Source organism: Pigmentiphaga humi (assembly GCF_900606115.1).
Lineage (GTDB): Bacteria > Pseudomonadota > Gammaproteobacteria > Burkholderiales > Burkholderiaceae_B > Pigmentiphaga > Pigmentiphaga humi.
Window position 1 is genome coordinate 91336 of sequence record NZ_UWPJ01000012.1, and the last position, 17150, is coordinate 108485.

The window sequence follows — 17150 nt, forward strand, 5'->3', positions numbered from 1 at the left end:
AGGCCGCTGCCTTTGGAGATTTCCACCCCGGGGGCGGCCTCGCCATGAAAAGGAACACGCTCATGAAATTCCTGGACTACCCCGAACGCCCCCCCCTGCGACCGCAGGCGGCCGCCTACCACGAACGGGTACTCGCGCTCGCATCCGGGACGCAAGGAGAAGAAGCCGCCTATGGCGACGATCCGCTGCAACGCCTGCTCGTCTTCGCCGCGCGGGAACCGGCGGGAGAAACGCTGCTGGTATTCCACGGCGGCAACTGGACGCATGGATACAAGGAGTGGATGGCATTGATGGCGCCGCCGTTGAACCGGCGCGGCATCGCGCTGGTTTCCGCCGGCTACCGGTTGGGCCCGGTCAACCCTCATCCGGTCGGCTTGAGCGACTGCGGCCTCGCTCTGCAGTGGGTCGGCCGCAACCTGTCACGTCTGGGCGGCCGGCCCGATGCGATCTTCCTCGGCGGACACTCGGCCGGCGCGCATCTCGCCGCGCTGCTGGCGGTGGCGCCTGAAAGCGCCGGTGCCGGCGCCCTGCCGGCAATCGCCGGTTGCCTGCCGGTGTCCGGCATCTATCTGTTCGGACAGGACACTCAGGCCGCCGTGCCGCCCGCGCTCTTCCCGGATGGGGGCACCGAGGAACGACATGCCGCAGCCAGCCCGCTGCGGGCCGCGCTGGCCGGCGCCCCCCCCTTCCACATTTCCTGGGGCTCCGACGATCTGCCCCATATCCGCGCCCAGTCCGCGCATATGTTCCAGGCCCTGCGCACGGCAGGCGTGGAAGCAGAAACCCTGGTAATGGAAAACTGCGACCACTTCGCCGCCAGCTACGCCACGGCCGAGCCGGAGGGCGGGTGGGTCGGATCGGCGGAACGCTTCATGCGCAGGCATCGCGCCCGGCAACATGCCGGCAAGAGCGATGAGCCGCATTCATAGCCGGTATGAGCGCCGCGCGGTAGCTGGCGCGCCCATCCCTGCTTAGACTGCATTATGACAAACGCCGCCGGCATCGCCGAACACGACCGCCCTCCGGCGTGCCGATGCGCCGACACTCGCGGCGCACGATAAAAAGGAGACTCCGTGCCTGACCTCCCCCTTCCCTTCGCGCTGCGCGCCTGCGCGGCCGTGCTGCTGGCGGCCGCGTCGCTCGCAGTCCAGGCCAGCTATCCCGACCGCCCCTTGCGTCTCATCGTTCCTTCCGCCGCCGGCGGCAGCACCGACCTGCTGGCGCGCCAGATATCCATCCCATTGTCGCGCCAGCTCGGCCAGCCTGTCGTGGTGGAGAACAAGCCCGGCGCCGGCACCGCCATCGGTGCCCAGTCGCTCGCCGCCGCCAGGCCGGATGGCTACACCCTCATGCTGACGACCAACTCCACCTTCACGCTGAATCCCGCGCTGAGCAGGCATGCTCCGACCTACGACCCGGTCAAGGACTTCGAACCCGTCGCGACGATCGCCGACCTTCCTCTGGTGCTGGCGATACGCGCCTCCTACGGCATCAGTACGGTGCAGGAACTGATCGCAGCGGCCAAGGCCGCGCCCGACACCTATCGCTTCAGCAGTTTCGGGCAGGGAACAGGGTCGCATTTCGCGGGGGCGAATTTCGAGGCGGAGACCGGTGTGAAACTCGGCCACGTGCCCTACCAGGGCGGACCACCGTCGGTCCACGCCATGCTGGGCGGCCAGACGGCGATGACCGTGAACTCCGTCATGATCCTGCTTCCGCACATCAAGGCCGGCACGGTGAGGGCTCTGGCGGTCACGACGCCGCAGCGCTCCGGATTGCTGCCCGACGTGCCGACGCTGGCCGAAGCGGGCTACCCGCAAGCGGGACTGGAAGGCTGGAGCGCGATCGTCGCGCCGCGCGGCACGCCTGCCGAAGCGATCTCGCAGCTGCAGGCTGCGCTCTCGACGATCATGGCCGAGGCGGCGTTCCGCAAGCAGCTCGTGGAGTCGGGCTTCGATCCGGCCTATCGAATCATCGGCAACTGGGCGGAATTCGTTACGGCGGAGACGAACCGATTTCGCCAGATCGTCGAACGCACAGGCCTCGCCCGGGACTGAACGGCCGCGGCAACGAAACGTTGCGCGCGCGCCGGGAGCTTCATAGACTCCCCTCGTGCACACGAACGCCACCGCGCCGCGGCTCCCCTGTGAAACCTGCTTTCGATCTGAACCTCCTGCCGGTCCTCGACGCGCTCATCAGCCAGGGAAGTGTATCCGGCGCTGCCGAGCTGCTCGGCATTACCCAGTCGGCGGCCAGCCACGCACTGCGCCGGCTGCGCGAGCACTTCAACGACCCGCTGTTCGTCCGCTCGGGCAGTCGCATGCTGCCCACACCCCGGCTCCAGGCGCTGGAGTCCTTCGTGCGCTCGACCATGGAGGGTCTGCACAGTCATCTCGACCCCAGGTTCGAGTTCGACCCGGCCACGGCGTCGCGCACGTTCACGCTGAGCTCCACCGACATGGGCGAAGCCGACTTCCTGGCATCCATCGTCGGCGAACTGCGCCGCCAAGCGCCTCGCTGCCGGCTGCGCATGGTGCCGGTCAAGCCGCGCGACGTTGCCGGCGCCCTAGAAAGCGGCGATGTCGATCTGGCGATCGGCGCGCAGCGCCTGACCAGCGAAGGGCTCTACCAACAACGGCTGGTGCGCAACCGTCTGGTATGCATCGCATCGGCAGACAGCTATCCGGATCTGTCCGCACTCACTCCGGAAGCATTCGCCGACCTGCCCCATATTGCGATCAACCCGTACGGCTACGATGAAGACTTGTACGAGTGGGCGTTCCAGGAACGCGGCCTGCACCGCCGCTTCGTCGTGACAACACGCAGCTTCCTGGCCGTGCCCCTGCTCGTGACGCGTTCAGACCTGGTCGCTACCGTCCCCGAAACGCTGCCGCGCCATTTCGGCGGGTTGGCCCGGCTGCATTGCCTTCCACCCTGCATAGAGCTGCCGCCCATCCTGATGCGGCAGGCCTGGCATCCGCGCTACCACTCGGATCCTGCCAATGTCTGGTTGCGCGCGATGATTTTCAAACTGTTCTCCGACGGCGCACAGGCGGCGCCTTGACCGCCTGACAGAATGTTTCTCCCGAAGCCGCCGCCCGCTAGGCGCGCGGCTGCGCCCCCCGGCGATAAACCATCAACGCCCGCCGATACCGATTGACCATTTCCCCCCGCTGGTTCCGTGCCTCGGTCAGCACCGACACCACCCCCTGGTCGGGCCGCGAGCCGGAGGCGCGCGCGCCTTCGACCGTGGACCGCGCCTCCAGCGTGTCGCCCGGCATGAGATCGGCGCCGAATTCGACGTCGGTCCATCCCAGGTTGACGGTGACGCGGCCGAAGGTGCGCGTGGACAGGGCGACGGCGATCGCGATGCCGACGGTTTGCGGCACGACCGGCCCTTCCAATCCCAGCGAGCGGGCGAAGTCGTGGTCGTGGTTGAGCGGCTGCCACTCCATCGCGCGCAGCGCATGCAGCGTCGCTTCTTCGGCCATCACAGTCTTGCGCGGGCCGTGCACGAAGGTTTCGCCTGCGCGCAAGTCCTCGAAATAGAGCCCGGTCTGTTCCAGCCAGGCCCCATCCTCCTGCTGCGCATGCGAGGCGAAGCGCGGCTCCAGGGCGGGCTCTCCCGCCATCCGGTCGGGGCCGGCCGCGCCGTGCCAGAGTTCGAGTTCGTAGCGCAGTTCGGCCACTTGTTCGCGGCGCTGGTTGAAGCCGCGCGTGCACAGCGCGGCCTTGCCCAGGCTGGCGTCGAGCCGTTCGACGGCCAGTACGTCGGTTTCGACGTAGAGGGTGTCGCCGCCGAACATCGGCCGCGTGAGCGCGATGCTGGACATGGCCACGATGCGCCGGCGCCGGCCGAAGGTCTTGGCGGTCATGCCGATCAGGCGCTGCAGGGTCAGGGTGCTGACCATGATGGGCTGTTTCCACTCGGTCTGCGCGGCGTAGCATTGGTCGTAGTGGACCATGGCCGCGTTGAGCGTATCCAGGCATTCGGCCACGTTGTCCTGCTGCGAGAACGTGATGCCGGGCCGGTGCACGAAACGCTGGCCGGGCGCGAGCTGTTCGAATCCCAGGCCGAAGCGTTCGGCGTAGACACTGTCGTCCTGCCGGTAGTACGAGGTATGCATGCGGATCTCCGGTTGCGCTCAGGACGGCACGGCTTGCCGCAGGATGCGGCAGGCGCCGAGGTAGACAGGCTCGTCGACCATGGCGCCCCCCACCGAGCAGGCCCGCCCGCCCGCCGCCACGTAGGCCGCCACGACCTCGCGCGCCCAGGCCAGCCGCTGCGCGCTCGGGGCGAACGCCTGGACGATGATGGGCCACTGGCGCGGATGGATCGCTAGCTTGCCGTGAAAGCCCATCGCGCGGGCGCGCTCGCAGTCGACGCGCAGGCCGGCGTCGTCGTCGATCTGCACGTGCGGGACGTCCAGCAGGGGCACGCCGCTGGTCTCGAACAGCAGGCGGCCGCGTACATAGGCCAGGGCTTCCCAGCCGATATCGGCGCCCGCGTCCACCGCGTAATCGACCGCGCCGAACGCCAGACCCGCCAGACATGCGCCGGCCTGCGCGATGTCCGCGGCCTGGCGCACGCCGCGCACGGATTCGATCAATGCCATGACGCGCACCGCCTCGCGGGCTGCCCGGGCATGCGCATGCGCCAGCCGGACTTCGGCAGCGCTCTCGGCCTTGGGCAGCACCACCAGATCGAGGGCGGGCAAGGGGCCGGCATGGGCCAGCGCGTAAAGGTCTTCGAGGCCGGCGGCGGTCTGCGGCGGGGAGATCCGCAGGGCCACCACGGGCTGGCCGGGCGCGGCCGGGTCCAGCGCGGCGAGCCAGGACAGCGTGTCGCGGCGGGCGCTGTCCTTGTCCTGTACGGGTACGGCGTCTTCCAGGTCGATGATGACGCCCGGCGCGCCGCCGCGCAGCGCCTTGTCGTAGCGGTCCGGCCGGTTGCCGGGGCAGAACAGGAAGGTGGGGGGTAGCAAGGGCTGGATCACGCAGGCTCTCCGATACGGGATCGCGGCCGGCGCGACCGGTTCAGACGGTCGGCTCGCGCCGCATGACGGTGGTGAACAAATGGCGGCCTTCGGGGAACAGCGTCACCGAAGCGACGATCAGGTCTTTCTTGTTTCCGTAATACCAGGTGCGGGTACGCAGCGTCGGCGTGCTGGGCGCGGTCTCCAGCAGGGCGGCCTGCGCCCGGGTCAGCCGCACGGCATCGATTTCCTGGCGGATTTCGCACACCCGGTCGCCGCGCCGCTCGGCCAGCAACTCGGCGACCGAGGCGCGGTAGCCGTCCATCGCGTCGAGCGCTTCGGCATAGAGCGGGGGCACGTGGTGTTCGCTGTAGACCACCGGCGGCGCGCCTTCGGCCCGCCTCAGGCCGGTAACGCGGATGAAACGCTGCGCCGGCGGCAGCCGCAGCGCCCGCGCCGAGGGCTCGTTGCCGTCCACTTCCTTGATGGCCAGCGTGTGGAAGGTAAAGCCGCGCGTGAAGCGCAGGATGTCGTCCACCGTGTTGCCGACGTGGACGAAATCGCCGGTGGGCTGGGTCGACTCCACCCGCGTGCCTATGCCGGGCCGGCGGCTCACCAGCCCCTGCATTTCCAGCTCGCGCAGCGCGCCGCGCACGGTAATGCGGCTGACGTTGAATTGCTTGCCCAGCTCGTGTTCGGTCGGCAGCAGTCCGCCCGCGGGATAAATGCCGTCGCGGATCCGCCGGATCAGGGTCTGGGCCAGCAGCTTGTACTGCGAGCCGGCACTGCGCTGGAACATGGGGCAACACGTCAGAGAACGCCAAGGGCTTTAAGTCTACCCTGCTCTTCCTCGCCCACCCCCAGGGAGGCGAGCAGCGCGGCGGTGTCCGCGCCCATGGCGGGCGCTGGGCTGGGCGGCACCGGCCCGCGCGACGTCCGCAGCGGGCTGGCCAGCACGTCGAGGCGCTCGCCGCCGTCCAGCTCGAAGCGGCGGATGCGCTCGCCGGCGCGCGCCACGGGCGCATCCAGCGCCTCGCCGACGGACCAGACCGGCGCGGCCGGCACCGCCCCGCCGAAGATTTCCATCCACTGCGCCGTGGTGCGCGCCGAGAGCGCCTGGTCGAGCAATTCGGTCAGCGCCTCGCGGTGCCGCTTGCGCTGCGCGAAATCCAGGAAGCGGGGATCGGCGACCCACTCCGGCCGGCCGATCCGTTCGCACAGGGCGCGCCAGAACTTTTCCTTGTTGCACATCAGGTAGATCCAGCCGTCGGCGGTGCGGTAGAGCTGGCAGGGCGTCAGCGACGGGTGGCCCGAGCGCGGCTGCCGCTCGGTCCCGCGAGCCCCGTTCAGATACCACGCGCCGACGTAATTGAGGTTGTACAAGGCCACGTCGTACAGGCTGGTGTCGACGTCGCAGCCCTTGCCGCTGCGCGCGGCGTCCAGCAGGCCGCTGACCAGCCCGACCGACATCACCACCCCGGTCATGTAGTCCACCAGCGAGAGTCCCATGCGCGTCGGCGGCGTGTCCGGTTCGCCGGTCAGGGAGAAATAGCCCGCCTCGGCCTGCATGAGGTAGTCGTAGCCCGGCCAGGCGGCCCGTTCGCCGGTGCGTCCATAGGCCGAGATGTGGGCGCAGACCAGCGCCGGATTGACGTCTTTGAGCTGCTCGTAGGTCAGCCCCAGCTTGGCCGGCACGTCGCCCCGCAGGTTGTCGACCACGCCATGCGCGGTGGCCGCCAGCCGCCGGAACAGCGCGCGTCCCTCGGGATGGGCCAGGTTCAGCGCCATGCTCTTCTTGCCGCAGTTCAGGCTCTGGAAGAACAGGCTTTGCGCGCTTTCCGGCAACGCTTCGAGGAAATGCGGGCCGACCAGCCGGGACACGTCGCCGCCCTGGTCAGCCTGCTCGATCTTGATGATCTCGGCCCCCAGCGACGCCAGCAGCTGCGTGCCGAAAGGCGCGGCGCCATACTGCTCGACAGCCAGGATGCGAAACCCGTGGAGTAATGACATGACAGCTCGCTCATCGAAATTTGGGCAGGAACATCTTGTGTTTGTTATAACAATATATCAAAATCCCCATCCAGAAAAGCCGGCTGCCGGCGCCATTCCTAAAGAGGAGACTTCCATGACCAAGCTGCTCCCGTTGCTGCTGGGCCTGGCCGCCGCGCTGGCCGGCCAGGCCGCCCACGCCGACCGGACCTTTCCCGACAAACCGGTGCGCGTGGTCGTGCCCTTCCCGCCCGGACAAGGCTCGGACATCCTGGCTCGCGCCATCGGCGACAAGCTCTCGCAGAAATGGGGGCAGGCGGTGGTGGTGGAGAACAAAGCCGGCGCCAACGGCGCCATCGCCCTGCAGGAAGTGGCGCGCGCCAAAGGCGACGGCCACACCCTGCTGGTGACCTCGAATTCGCCCGTGGTCATCAATCCCAGCCTGTACAAGCAGCTTCCCTACGACGCCGAACGCGATTTCCAGCCGATCGCGCTGCTGGCGGCGACCGACATGCTGATGGTGGTGAACAGCCAGTTCCCGGCCACCACGCTCGCCGAGGTCGTCGCCCACCTGAAGGCGCATCCGGGCCAGTACAGCTACGCCTCGCCGGGCACGGGCTCCACCAGCCACCTGAGCATGGAAGTATTCAAGCAGCGCGCCGGCGTGGAGATCACCCACGTGCCCTACAAGGGCAGCCCGCCCGCTTTCACCGACCTGATCGGCGGCTCGACCCAGCTGATGATCGACGCGCTGCCCAGCGCCCTGCCCCAGGTCAAGGCCGGCCGCGTGCGCGCCATCGCCATCACCAGCAGCGATACGCCGTCCACCATCGTGCCAGACGTGCCGCTGGCCAGCGCCGCCGGCGTCACCGGACTGCCCGGCCGGGCCTGGTACGGCATGTTCGCGCCGCGCGCCACGCCGGCCCCCGTCGTGGCCAAGATCGTGGCCGACGTGCAGGACGTGCTGCAGATGCCGGACATCGCCGCCAAGCTGCCGCAGCTGGGGCTGGAGGCCGTGCCGGCAACGCCGCCCGCAGAATTCGGCCGTTTCCTGGCCAAGGAGCGCGCCTATTGGGTGGACGCCACGCGTCGCACCGGCATGTACCAGATCGAATAGTGACGCCGTCCCCAGGCTGGGGGACAATGGCGGGAACCTCCTTGGTGCGCCGCACCGAAGTTAGAATCCCGCCATGCGCATCCTTATCGCCGAAGACGACAACATACTCGCCGATGGCCTGTCCCGCTCGCTGCGCCAGAACGGCTACGCGGTCGACGCCGTGCACGACGGCATCGAGGCGGACTCGGCCCTGGCGGCCCAACCCTTCGACCTGCTGATCCTGGACATCGGCCTGCCGCGCCTGTCCGGCACCGAGGTGCTGCGGCGCCTGCGCGCGCGCAACTCGCACATGCCGGTGCTCATCCTTACCGCCGCCGACAGCGTCGAGCAGCGCGTCAAGGGGCTGGACCTGGGCGCCGACGACTACATGGCCAAACCGTTCGCGCTGTCCGAACTGGAGGCCCGGGTGCGGGCGCTGACGCGGCGCGGCGCCGGCGGCGGCCCTGCGCTGCTGCGGCATGGACGGCTGACCTTCGACCAGGTCGGCCGCGTGGTCACCATCGACGACCAGCTCGTCGAACTGTCCGCGCGCGAAGTCAGCCTGCTGGAAGTGCTGCTCTCGCGCAGCGGGCGCATGGTCAGCAAGAAACAGCTGGTGGACCACTTGTGCGAATGGGGCGAGGAGGTCAGCACCAACGCGATCGAGGTCTACGTGCACCGCCTGCGCAAGAAGCTCGAGCCGGGCGACGTGCGCATCGCCACCGTGCGCGGCCTGGGCTACTGCCTGGAACGCGAGGCGGGTGCGCAGAACGGCGCCGCCTGAGCGGCCGCCGGGGCACATGGACCAGGACGCCACCGGCCAGCTGGCGCCGGCCCCCGGCATCGAACGGCCCGCGCGCTCGCTGTTCGGCGAGATCCTGGACTGGATGCTGGTGCCGCTGTTCCTGCTGTGGCCGATCAGCGTCGCCATCACCTATGTCGTGGCGCAATCGATCTCGGTCGCGCCCTATGACCGGGGCCTGGCCAATTCCGTGCTGGCGCTGTCCCAGCAGATCAAGGACGTGAACGGCCGCGCCCGGCTGCAGTTGCCGGTGCCCGCGCGCGAGATGCTGCGCGCCGACGAAACCGACAGCGTGTTCTATCTGGTGCTGGGCAGCCGCGGCGAATACCTGAGCGGCGACCGCGAACTGCCGCTGCCTTCGCTGGAGCGGCCGCTGCCCGGCATCATCCAGTATCGCGACGATGTGATGCGCGGCTTCGCGGTGCGGGTGGCCTATACCTGGGTCGCGCTGCCCAATACGCCCAGCGCGCAGCCGGCGCTGGTGCAGGTGGCCGAGACCCTGGAAAAGCGCGCGCAGCTGGCCAGCGAGATCGTCAAGGGCGTGATCCTGCCCCAGTTCGTGATCCTGCCGCTCGCCGTCGTGCTGGTGTGGTTCGGGCTGTCGCGCGGCATCGCGCCGCTGGGCAGGCTGCAGCAGCGGCTGCGGGCGCGCCGGCCGGGCGACCTCTCCCCCATCGACGAGCGCGAAGTCCCGCAGGAGATCGCGCCGCTGGTGGGGGCGATGAACGAGCTGCTGCTGCAGCTGTCGGCCAATGTGGAAGCGCAGAAACGCTTCGTCGCCGATGCCGCGCACCAGTTGAAGACGCCGCTGGCCGGCATACGCACCCAGGCCGAGCTGGCGCTGCGCAACGCCAGCCCGGAAGACATGGAAGCCAGCCTGCGGCACCTGACCGCGGGCGCGGAACGGGCCACCCGCGTGGTCAACCAGCTGCTGGCCCTGGCGCGCGCCGAGGATACCGGCAGCCCCGTGGACATCTCGGCCCGGGTCGACCTGCAGGCCATTGCCAGCGAACAGGCGCAGAACTGGGTGCACGAGGCCATGGAGCGCCAGATCGACCTGGGCTTCGAAGGCCCCGAAGAACCCGTGGCCGCGATCGGCAATGCCCTGTTGCTGGCCGAGCTGATCAACAACCTGATCGACAACGCCCTGCGCTATACGCCGCGCGGCGGCACGGTCACGGTGCGGGTCGCCGAAGAGCCGGAAGGCGCGCGCCTGGACGTCGAAGATTCCGGGCCGGGCATTCCTCCCGGCGAGCAGGAGCTGGTGTTCGACCGCTTCTACCGCATCCTGGGCTCGAACGCCGAAGGCAGCGGCCTGGGCCTGGCCATCGTGCGCGAGATCGCGCAGCGCCACGGCGCCACGATATCCGTTTCCGACAATCCGCAAGGCGGCCTGCCGGGCATGCCCGGCACCCGCATCAGCGTAGCCTTTCCGCCGGCCGCCTGAACCGGACGCCGGACCAGGTCAGCGATCTTCACCGCGCGCCCGGCTCTCCTCCTCGCACCAGGCGGCCCAGGCCCGGTCGAAATCGCCTTGCGTCTCGATAGTCGCCTGGCTCTCGCCCGCCGACAGGTAGTTGATGCCGCGGTCGCCGCCGGCCAAGGTAATCGCCTGGATCTGCAGCCGCGCGTTCAACTCGAGATAGACGCTGCGCGCGACCGCCTGCGGGATCGATCCGGCCACCACGACCGCGCCATGGCCGCGCTGCAGGCATACGGCCTTGTCGTCGAGCGCGATAGCCAGTTGCCGTCCCAGCGCCTGGTCGCGGATCAACAGGTCGGAGCGATCGCCCACGGTATCCCGGATCTCGAACAGCGGCACCCCCGGCCCGATGAATCCGCAGACGTGGCATACCGGCCGCATGGGTACCGGGCCGATGCCGAACGGGATGACCGTGGGCGAGTGGCTGTGCACGACCGCCAGCACGTCCGGACGGCGGCGGTAGATCTCGCCGTGGATGTAGCGCTCCAGGTAGAGCTGCCGGTCTTCCCGCCCGACCGGGCGGCTGTCCAGGTCGAGTTCGACGATGTCGTCGGCCTGCACCGAGGCTGGCGCGAGGGAACGCGCCAGCAGGAAGCGGTCGGGATGGTCCGGCGATCGCGCGCTCACGTGGCCGTAGCCGTCGAGCACGCCCTGCCGCACCAGTATGTGGTTGGCCTTGACCAGGTCCGAAACGCGCCGCGTCCACGCCCCGGACCGGCCCTGCATGGTTGCCTGCTTCATCTCAGTCCCCATGTATCTGCTTGACCTTGATGATTTCCGCGAATCGCGCCACGTCGGCATCGAGCACCTTGCGGAAGTGCGCGGCGCTGCCGCCCACCGGCTCGAAAAAGGACTCGGCCATCTTCGCGCGCACCCGCGGTTGCTGCATGATCGCATTGACGCTGGCGTTCAGCCTGTCGATCACGTCCTTGGGCGTGTTCGCGGGCGCCATCAGCCCGAACCATCCGTCCAGGTCGTAATCCTTGACGCCGGCTTCGGACACCGTGGGAATGTCGGGCGCGATGTCGGACCGCTTCGCCGTGGTCACGGCGTAGGGAACCAGCCGCCCGTCCTTGAAGAAGGCGTTCAGATTGCCGATGGCGTTGAACAGCAGATCCACCTGCCCGCCCAGCACGTTGGGAATGGCATCGGCACAGCCCTTGTAAGGCACGTGCACCATGGAGATGCCGGCCTCGGCCTGGAATACTTCCGCGGCCAGGTGCTGGATGGACCCCACGCCACAAGAGGTATAGGTGAGCTTGCCGGGATTGCGCTTGGCGTAAGCGATCAGTTCCGGCAGCGTGCGTATGGGCAGGGACGGCCGGCCCGCGACGACGATGGGCGGCCGCGCGGCCAGCACCACCGGCGCCAGCCGCGACAGGCTGACGGACCGCCCCGCCATCAGCGTCTGGTTGATCGCGATCTGGTTGGGCGCCATGATCAGCGTATACCCGTCGGGAGCGGCGCGCGCAACCGCTTCCAGGCCGATGTTGCTGTTGGCTCCCGGCTTGTTCTCGACGACGAACGGCTGTCCGTATTCGGCCTGCAATTCGGCGGCGAGCAGCCGCGCCACGGTATCCGCGCCGCCGCCCGGGGGCAGCGGCACTACCAGGCGCACGGGCCTGTCGGGGTACGCGGCGTGGGCCGCCGTGGCGGCCAGGCAGGCGATGGCGCACAGCCTGGCGATGGATGTTGCGATAGTCATGGTGTCTCCTTGGTTTTTGGTGGATGAACGGCGTGCGCCGCCGCTGCGTGTACCTTGCCGGTCAAAACCGTGCGCCCGCTTCGCGCGCCGCCATGTCGTAGAGCACGCGGCGCATCATCAGCCCCGGTTTGTCGGGAGCGAAATTCAGGTCGAACTGCGGCTCGACGTCCCGCGTCACGACGTCGAGAATCCACTCCAGCGCATCGACGTCCTCCAGATAGGCCTTGGCCGACGCCTCGTGCAGATACGCATCGGCGGCCGGATCGTCGAGGTTGGAGTCGCGGCTGTTGAACCACCAGTAGTGGATGCTGCCGTTGCTCTCGGGCGTGAAGGCGTGCGTGATGTTGAAGCGGTAGGTGCGCGGCCTGCCGCCGGGATCGGCGTTGTCGACGATGCTGGCGAAGGCCGTGTGCAAGGCCGGCGACGCGAAGCGGGCTTCGGAATAGCGATCGACCGGCTTGCCCATGAGGCCTGTCGGCACGCCGTACACCGCCGGCGGAGGCGAGTTCTTCAGGGTCCGGTCGATGATCACCACGCTGCGCTCCTGACGCACGTCGAGCTTGCTGCGGGCGTATTCCGGCGTACCGATGGCGCCGGGATGCAGGAAGGGAAAATGGGTCTGGTCCAGCAGGTTCTCGTGCATGGATACATAGTCCGACTTCATGTGGAAGCTGCCGTGCACACTCTTCCATTCCTGGCTGGCCAGCCAGCTCGTGTCGGGAACCAGCCCGACATCGGCGTGGTCCGGGTCGCCCATCCAGATCCAGACCAGCGGCGCGCGCTCGACGACGGGAAAGCTGCGCACCTGTGCATTGGTCGGCACCAGCGGCATGGAGGGCATGCTCACGCACCGGCCCGACGGGTCGAACTGCATGCCGTGGTAGCCGCACATCAGCACGTCGCCTTCCAGCCGGCCCTTGGCCAGCGGGAAAGAACGGTGCGGGCAGCGGTTGCGCACGGCGACAGGCTCGCCGGCCAGCGTCCGGTACAGGGCCACGTCCACGCCCAGGAAGCGGCGGCTGATCAGCTCGCGCGTGATTTCGCTGGACAAGCCGGCCACATACCAGCAATTGCGTACCAGCGGCGTACGGTGATCGGCGAAACCGCCCGGCTCGAAACAGAAATCGGTGTGGAGTTCGGGGATGGCATCAGCGATGCGGTTCATGGCAGCGCACTCCTTCTGAAAAGGGATGGAAAGCTCAGGCGTCGAGCACCAGGCGCGATCCGCGTATGCGGGATACGCAGATGCAAAGAGAGCCGCCCTTGGCGCGCTCTTCTTCGCTCAGATAGCGGTCGCGGTGCTCGATCGGACCGTCGGACTCGATCACCGGCAACGGACACAGCCCGCACTCGCCGCGCGCGCAGTCCCACAACACCGGCACCTCGGCAAGTCGCAGCGCATCGAGAATGCTGGCATCCGCGCTGACCTGCACGACCTTGGCCGAACGCCTCAGTTCGACCTCGAAGGCAGCCTCGTCGCCCATGGGACCGGCAGTGAACAACTCGCTGCGCACCCGGTCCGGCTCCCATCCCAACGCTGCCCCGGCCGCATGGACGGCTGCGATCATCGGCGCGGGACCGCATATATAGACGCGCGTGAGCGCCGGCTGCGCGGACAGCAGCGCGCGCAGGTCGAGTTCGCCTTGCTCATCGCTGTAATGGAAACGGACGCGATCGCCCGCAAGCCGCGCCAGCGTTTCGCGATATGCCATCTGCGCCGGGCTGCGTCCGGCGAACACCACGCGATAGTCGCAACGGCGGCGCGCCAGGCTGCGCGCCATCGACACGATGGGCGTCACGCCTATGCCCCCGGCGACCAGCAGGGTCGACGCATCGCGCCGGTCCAGCGGGAAATTGTTGACCGGCGGCGTGATGCGCAGACAGGTGCCGGCCCGGAAGGTCTCGTGGATGAAAGCCGAGCCGCGGGCGCGGTCCTCTCGCTGCACGGCGATGCGGTAGACGTTGCGCGGGTCGTCGTCGCCTTCCAATCCGCCGATCAGCGAGTAATGCCGCACGATGGGGCCGCGCGTCCCGGACACCATGTGCAGGGCCACGTGCGCGCCCGGCTCGTAGCGCGGCAGCGGACGGCCGTCGGCCGCCGCCAGGAGGTACTCGGTCACGCGCGGCGTCAGCGTCCGCACGCCGGCCACCCTCACGTCCATGAATTTGCTCGTCACACCACCCGCTCCTCTTTCCTCTCTATGGGTTTGCCGGCGAATCGGGTCCGCCCCGCTTGTGGGAAATGATTTTATTAAGGAACAATAGCGCTCATTTATTCAAAAAATAGCTATCAGTAATCTCGATCAAGAAAAACAGGATCCGTCCATGGACGCTATTACCCAACTCAAGACCTTCACGATCGTGGTGGCCTGCGGCGGCTTCTCCGAGGCTGCGCGCCAAATGAACGTGGTGCCTTCGGTCGTGGCCAAGCGCGTGCGCCAACTGGAAGCAACCGTCGGCGCCCGGCTGTTCGACCGCACCACGCGGACGGTGCGCCTGACCGAGGCGGGCGAGAAACTGCACGCCCGCGCCGGCGTGCTGGTCGCCAGCTTCGAAGACCTGGTGCAGAGCGTGGAACGCGACGCGTCCAAACTGGTGGGCCACCTGCGCGTGGCCATACCGACCACCCTCACCACCGTCCGCCTGGGCGCGATATTCAATGCCTTCCTGCTCGAGCACGACCGCATCACGCTGGACATCTCGCTGGTGGACCACTCCACCAACCCGGCAGAGCGGGACTATGACCTTGCCATCAGCGGCCGGCCGGCGAGCTACGAAGGCGTGGTCGAGATCCCCCTGTGCCCGGTGGACACGCTGCTGTGCGCCACGCCGGCCTACCTGCAGCGGCACGGGCGGCCCCGCCATCCCCAGGCCCTGACCGAGCACGCCTGCCTGGTATTCAAGCCCTCCGGCACGGCCTGGCACTTCCAGAGCCCCAAGGGCGGCATCAGCGTGGACATCCCGCCCCGGCTGACGGCCGACGACAATCTGACCCTGCGCAATGCCGCGCGGATGGGGCTGGGCATCGCCGCCCTGCCCGGCTACGTGGCCCAGGCCGACATCGCATCCGGGGCGCTGGTGACGGTGCTCGACGAATTCCCATTGCAAGAGACGTGGTTCAGGGCCTACGTGCCGCGCAGAAAGCAGCACGTAGCCCGGATCGCGGCGATGGTCGACTGGCTGACGCAACACCTGCGGCAGGATGTTGCCGTTCCCTGGGAAAGAGATATCGACAAGTGACGAAAATTCAGTTTCCCGTCAGTAAAACGTAAGTGCCGGGTCAGCAACTGTTTCTACTCTGGTTTCGAGCCCGGGACTCGCGCAGTACCGGGCCAGTCTGCCATACCCACCTTCATAGCAAGCAGGCACACCCGAGGAGACACCCTTTCATGAGCACCACCGTCAGCAGTACTGGGGCACCGGCGCCAGCGTCGCGCCCCATGACCAAAGAAGAGCGACGCGTGATCTTTGCCTCGTCGCTTGGTACGGTTTTCGAGTGGTACGACTTCTATCTGTACGGATCCCTCGCCGCCATCATCGCGCGGCAGTTCTTCTCGGGGGTCAACGAGACCGCCGCCTTCATCTTCGCCCTGCTCGCCTTCGCCGCCGGTTTCGCCGTCCGGCCCTTCGGCGCCCTCGTGTTCGGCCGCCTGGGGGACATGGTCGGACGCAAGTACACCTTCCTCATCACCATCCTGATCATGGGCCTGTCCACGTTCATCGTGGGTATCCTGCCCTCGTACGCATCGATAGGCATGGCCGCTCCCGTCATCCTCATCATCCTGCGGCTGGCCCAGGGCCTGGCGCTGGGCGGCGAATACGGCGGCGCCGCCACCTACGTGGCCGAGCATGCCCCGCACGGCAGGCGCGGCGCCTACACCAGCTGGATCCAGACGACCGCGACCCTGGGCCTGTTCCTGTCGCTGCTGGTGATCCTCGGCGTGCGCACCGCCACCGGCGAGGAAGCCTTCGCGGCATGGGCATGGCGCGTGCCGTTCCTGGTCTCCATCCTGCTGCTGGCGATCTCGGTGTGGATCCGGCTCAAGCTGAACGAGTCGCCCGCTTTCCAGCGCATGAAGGCCGAGGGCAAGGAATCCAAGGCGCCGCTGACCGAATCCTTCGGGCGCTGGAGCAACCTGAAGGTGGTGCTGCTGGCGCTGCTCGGCCTGACCGCCGGCCAGGCCGTGGTCTGGTATACGGGTCAGTTCTATTCGCTGTTCTTCCTGACCCAGACCCTCAAGGTCGATGCGTTCACGGCCAACATCCTGATCGCGCTGGCCCTGCTGATCGGCACGCCGTTCTTCGTGATCTTCGGCACGCTGTCCGACCGTATCGGCCGCAAACCCATCATCATGGCCGGATGCCTGATCGCCGCGCTGGCGTATTTCCCGCTGTTCAAGGCCATTACCCACTACGCCAACCCGGCCCTGGAAGCCGCCCAGGCCAACGCGCCGGTGGTGGTGGTGGCCGATCCCAAGAGCTGCTCGTTCCAGTTCAACCCGGTGGGCACCGCCAAGTTCGTCAGCTCATGCGACCAGGCCAAATCCTTCCTGGCGTCGAATTCGGTCAATTACAGCAACGAAACCGCTCCCGCCGGTTCCGTAGCCAAGATCAAGATCGGCGACACCACGGTGGATTCCTTCGAGGGCGCCGGCCTGTCGACGGCCGAAATGAAGACCCGCAGCGACGAACTCAAGGCCCGCCTGACCTCGGAGATCCGCAACCACGGCTACCCGGCCAAGGCCGACCCGGCGCAGATCAACCACGTCATGCTGGTCGTGCTGCTGACGCTGCTGGTGATTCTGGTAACCATGGTCTACGGTCCGATCGCGGCCATGCTGGTGGAGATGTTCCCGACGCGCATCCGCTATACCTCGATGAGCCTGCCTTATCACATAGGCAACGGCTGGTTCGGTGGCTTCCTGCCCACAACGGCCTTTGCTATCGTGGCAGCAACTGGTAACATTTATAACGGCTTGTGGTATCCGATCGCCATTGCGGTAATGAGCCTGGTGGTCGGCACGCTGTTCATCAAGGAGACCAAGGACAACCGGCTGGAAGACTGATTCCCGGCCGTCCGTTCGCCAGCACTGCTGCCT

16 protein-coding genes are annotated in these 17150 nt (G+C 67.8%); 8 read left to right on the forward strand and 8 right to left on the reverse strand.

Annotated elements, in window-relative coordinates:
* Positions 1-62 precede the first annotated feature (62 nt).
* The 3 genes from PIGHUM_RS06775 (at position 63) to PIGHUM_RS06785 (ending at position 3064) form a co-directional block, all read left to right on the forward strand.
* Entirely contained in the window at positions 63-929 is an 867-nt protein-coding gene (locus tag PIGHUM_RS06775; RefSeq protein ID WP_160142191.1) for an alpha/beta hydrolase, read from the forward strand.
* 144 nt (positions 930-1073) lie between these two features.
* Positions 1074-2057, forward strand: coding sequence for a Bug family tripartite tricarboxylate transporter substrate binding protein (locus PIGHUM_RS06780; protein WP_124078637.1), 984 nt, complete (start codon positions 1074-1076; stop codon positions 2055-2057).
* 89 nt (positions 2058-2146) lie between these two features.
* On the forward strand, positions 2147-3064 hold the full coding sequence (locus PIGHUM_RS06785) for a LysR family transcriptional regulator (RefSeq protein WP_124078638.1): 918 nt from the start codon (positions 2147-2149) through the stop codon (positions 3062-3064).
* A gap of 37 nt (positions 3065-3101) precedes the next feature.
* Here the strand turns inward: PIGHUM_RS06785 and PIGHUM_RS06790 are convergent, their stop codons facing one another.
* Genes PIGHUM_RS06790 through PIGHUM_RS06805 form a run of 4 tightly spaced genes read right to left on the reverse strand, consistent with a single transcriptional unit; the run spans position 3102 to position 6986 of the window.
* A complete protein-coding gene (locus PIGHUM_RS06790) occupies positions 3102-4127 on the reverse strand; it encodes a MaoC/PaaZ C-terminal domain-containing protein (RefSeq protein WP_124078639.1) in 1026 nt (341 codons plus the stop codon).
* 18 nt (positions 4128-4145) lie between these two features.
* Positions 4146-4997 (reverse strand): HpcH/HpaI aldolase/citrate lyase family protein, encoded by an 852-nt coding sequence (locus tag PIGHUM_RS06795; RefSeq protein WP_124078640.1) that lies wholly within the window; start codon positions 4995-4997, stop codon positions 4146-4148.
* A gap of 40 nt (positions 4998-5037) precedes the next feature.
* A complete protein-coding gene (locus PIGHUM_RS06800) occupies positions 5038-5775 on the reverse strand; it encodes a GntR family transcriptional regulator (protein ID WP_124078641.1) in 738 nt (245 codons plus the stop codon).
* An 11-nt stretch (positions 5776-5786) separates the two neighbouring features.
* A complete protein-coding gene (locus PIGHUM_RS06805) occupies positions 5787-6986 on the reverse strand; it encodes a CaiB/BaiF CoA transferase family protein (protein ID WP_124078642.1) in 1200 nt (399 codons plus the stop codon).
* Positions 6987-7101: 115 nt separating this feature from the next.
* Between PIGHUM_RS06805 and PIGHUM_RS06810 the strand changes: the two genes are divergently transcribed.
* From PIGHUM_RS06810 to PIGHUM_RS06820, 3 genes are all read left to right on the forward strand, one after another.
* Complete coding sequence (locus tag PIGHUM_RS06810; RefSeq protein WP_160142192.1) at positions 7102-8082, forward strand: Bug family tripartite tricarboxylate transporter substrate binding protein; 981 nt, start codon at positions 7102-7104, stop codon at positions 8080-8082.
* Positions 8083-8155: 73 nt separating this feature from the next.
* Positions 8156-8845, forward strand: coding sequence for a response regulator transcription factor (locus tag PIGHUM_RS06815; RefSeq protein ID WP_124078644.1), 690 nt, complete (start codon positions 8156-8158; stop codon positions 8843-8845).
* Between the two features lie 16 nt (positions 8846-8861).
* Positions 8862-10310, forward strand: a complete 1449-nt coding sequence (locus PIGHUM_RS06820) for a sensor histidine kinase (RefSeq protein WP_246012984.1) — start codon at positions 8862-8864, stop codon at positions 10308-10310.
* 18 nt (positions 10311-10328) lie between these two features.
* Here PIGHUM_RS06820 and PIGHUM_RS06825 read toward each other — a convergent pair whose 3' ends face one another.
* From PIGHUM_RS06825 to PIGHUM_RS06840, 4 genes are all read right to left on the reverse strand, one after another.
* Positions 10329-11087: a class II aldolase/adducin family protein gene (locus PIGHUM_RS06825; RefSeq protein ID WP_246012986.1), complete on the reverse strand. Its 759-nt coding sequence runs from the start codon at positions 11085-11087 to the stop codon at positions 10329-10331.
* A gap of 1 nt (position 11088) precedes the next feature.
* Entirely contained in the window at positions 11089-12051 is a 963-nt protein-coding gene (locus tag PIGHUM_RS06830) for a tripartite tricarboxylate transporter substrate binding protein (RefSeq protein WP_124078645.1), read from the reverse strand.
* A gap of 61 nt (positions 12052-12112) precedes the next feature.
* Positions 12113-13216 (reverse strand): aromatic ring-hydroxylating oxygenase subunit alpha, encoded by a 1104-nt coding sequence (locus PIGHUM_RS06835; protein WP_124078646.1) that lies wholly within the window; start codon positions 13214-13216, stop codon positions 12113-12115.
* Between the two features lie 34 nt (positions 13217-13250).
* The gene (locus tag PIGHUM_RS06840) at positions 13251-14228 is read right to left on the reverse strand and encodes a PDR/VanB family oxidoreductase (protein WP_246012988.1); all 978 of its coding nucleotides are present in this window, start codon (positions 14226-14228) and stop codon (positions 13251-13253) included.
* A gap of 148 nt (positions 14229-14376) precedes the next feature.
* Here PIGHUM_RS06840 and PIGHUM_RS06845 point away from each other — a divergent pair, with 148 nt between their 5' ends.
* Entirely contained in the window at positions 14377-15291 is a 915-nt protein-coding gene (locus tag PIGHUM_RS06845; protein ID WP_124078647.1) for a LysR family transcriptional regulator, read from the forward strand.
* Between the two features lie 149 nt (positions 15292-15440).
* On the forward strand, positions 15441-17117 hold the full coding sequence (locus PIGHUM_RS06850; RefSeq protein ID WP_124078648.1) for an MFS transporter: 1677 nt from the start codon (positions 15441-15443) through the stop codon (positions 17115-17117).
* The last annotated feature ends 33 nt before the right edge of the window (positions 17118-17150 follow it).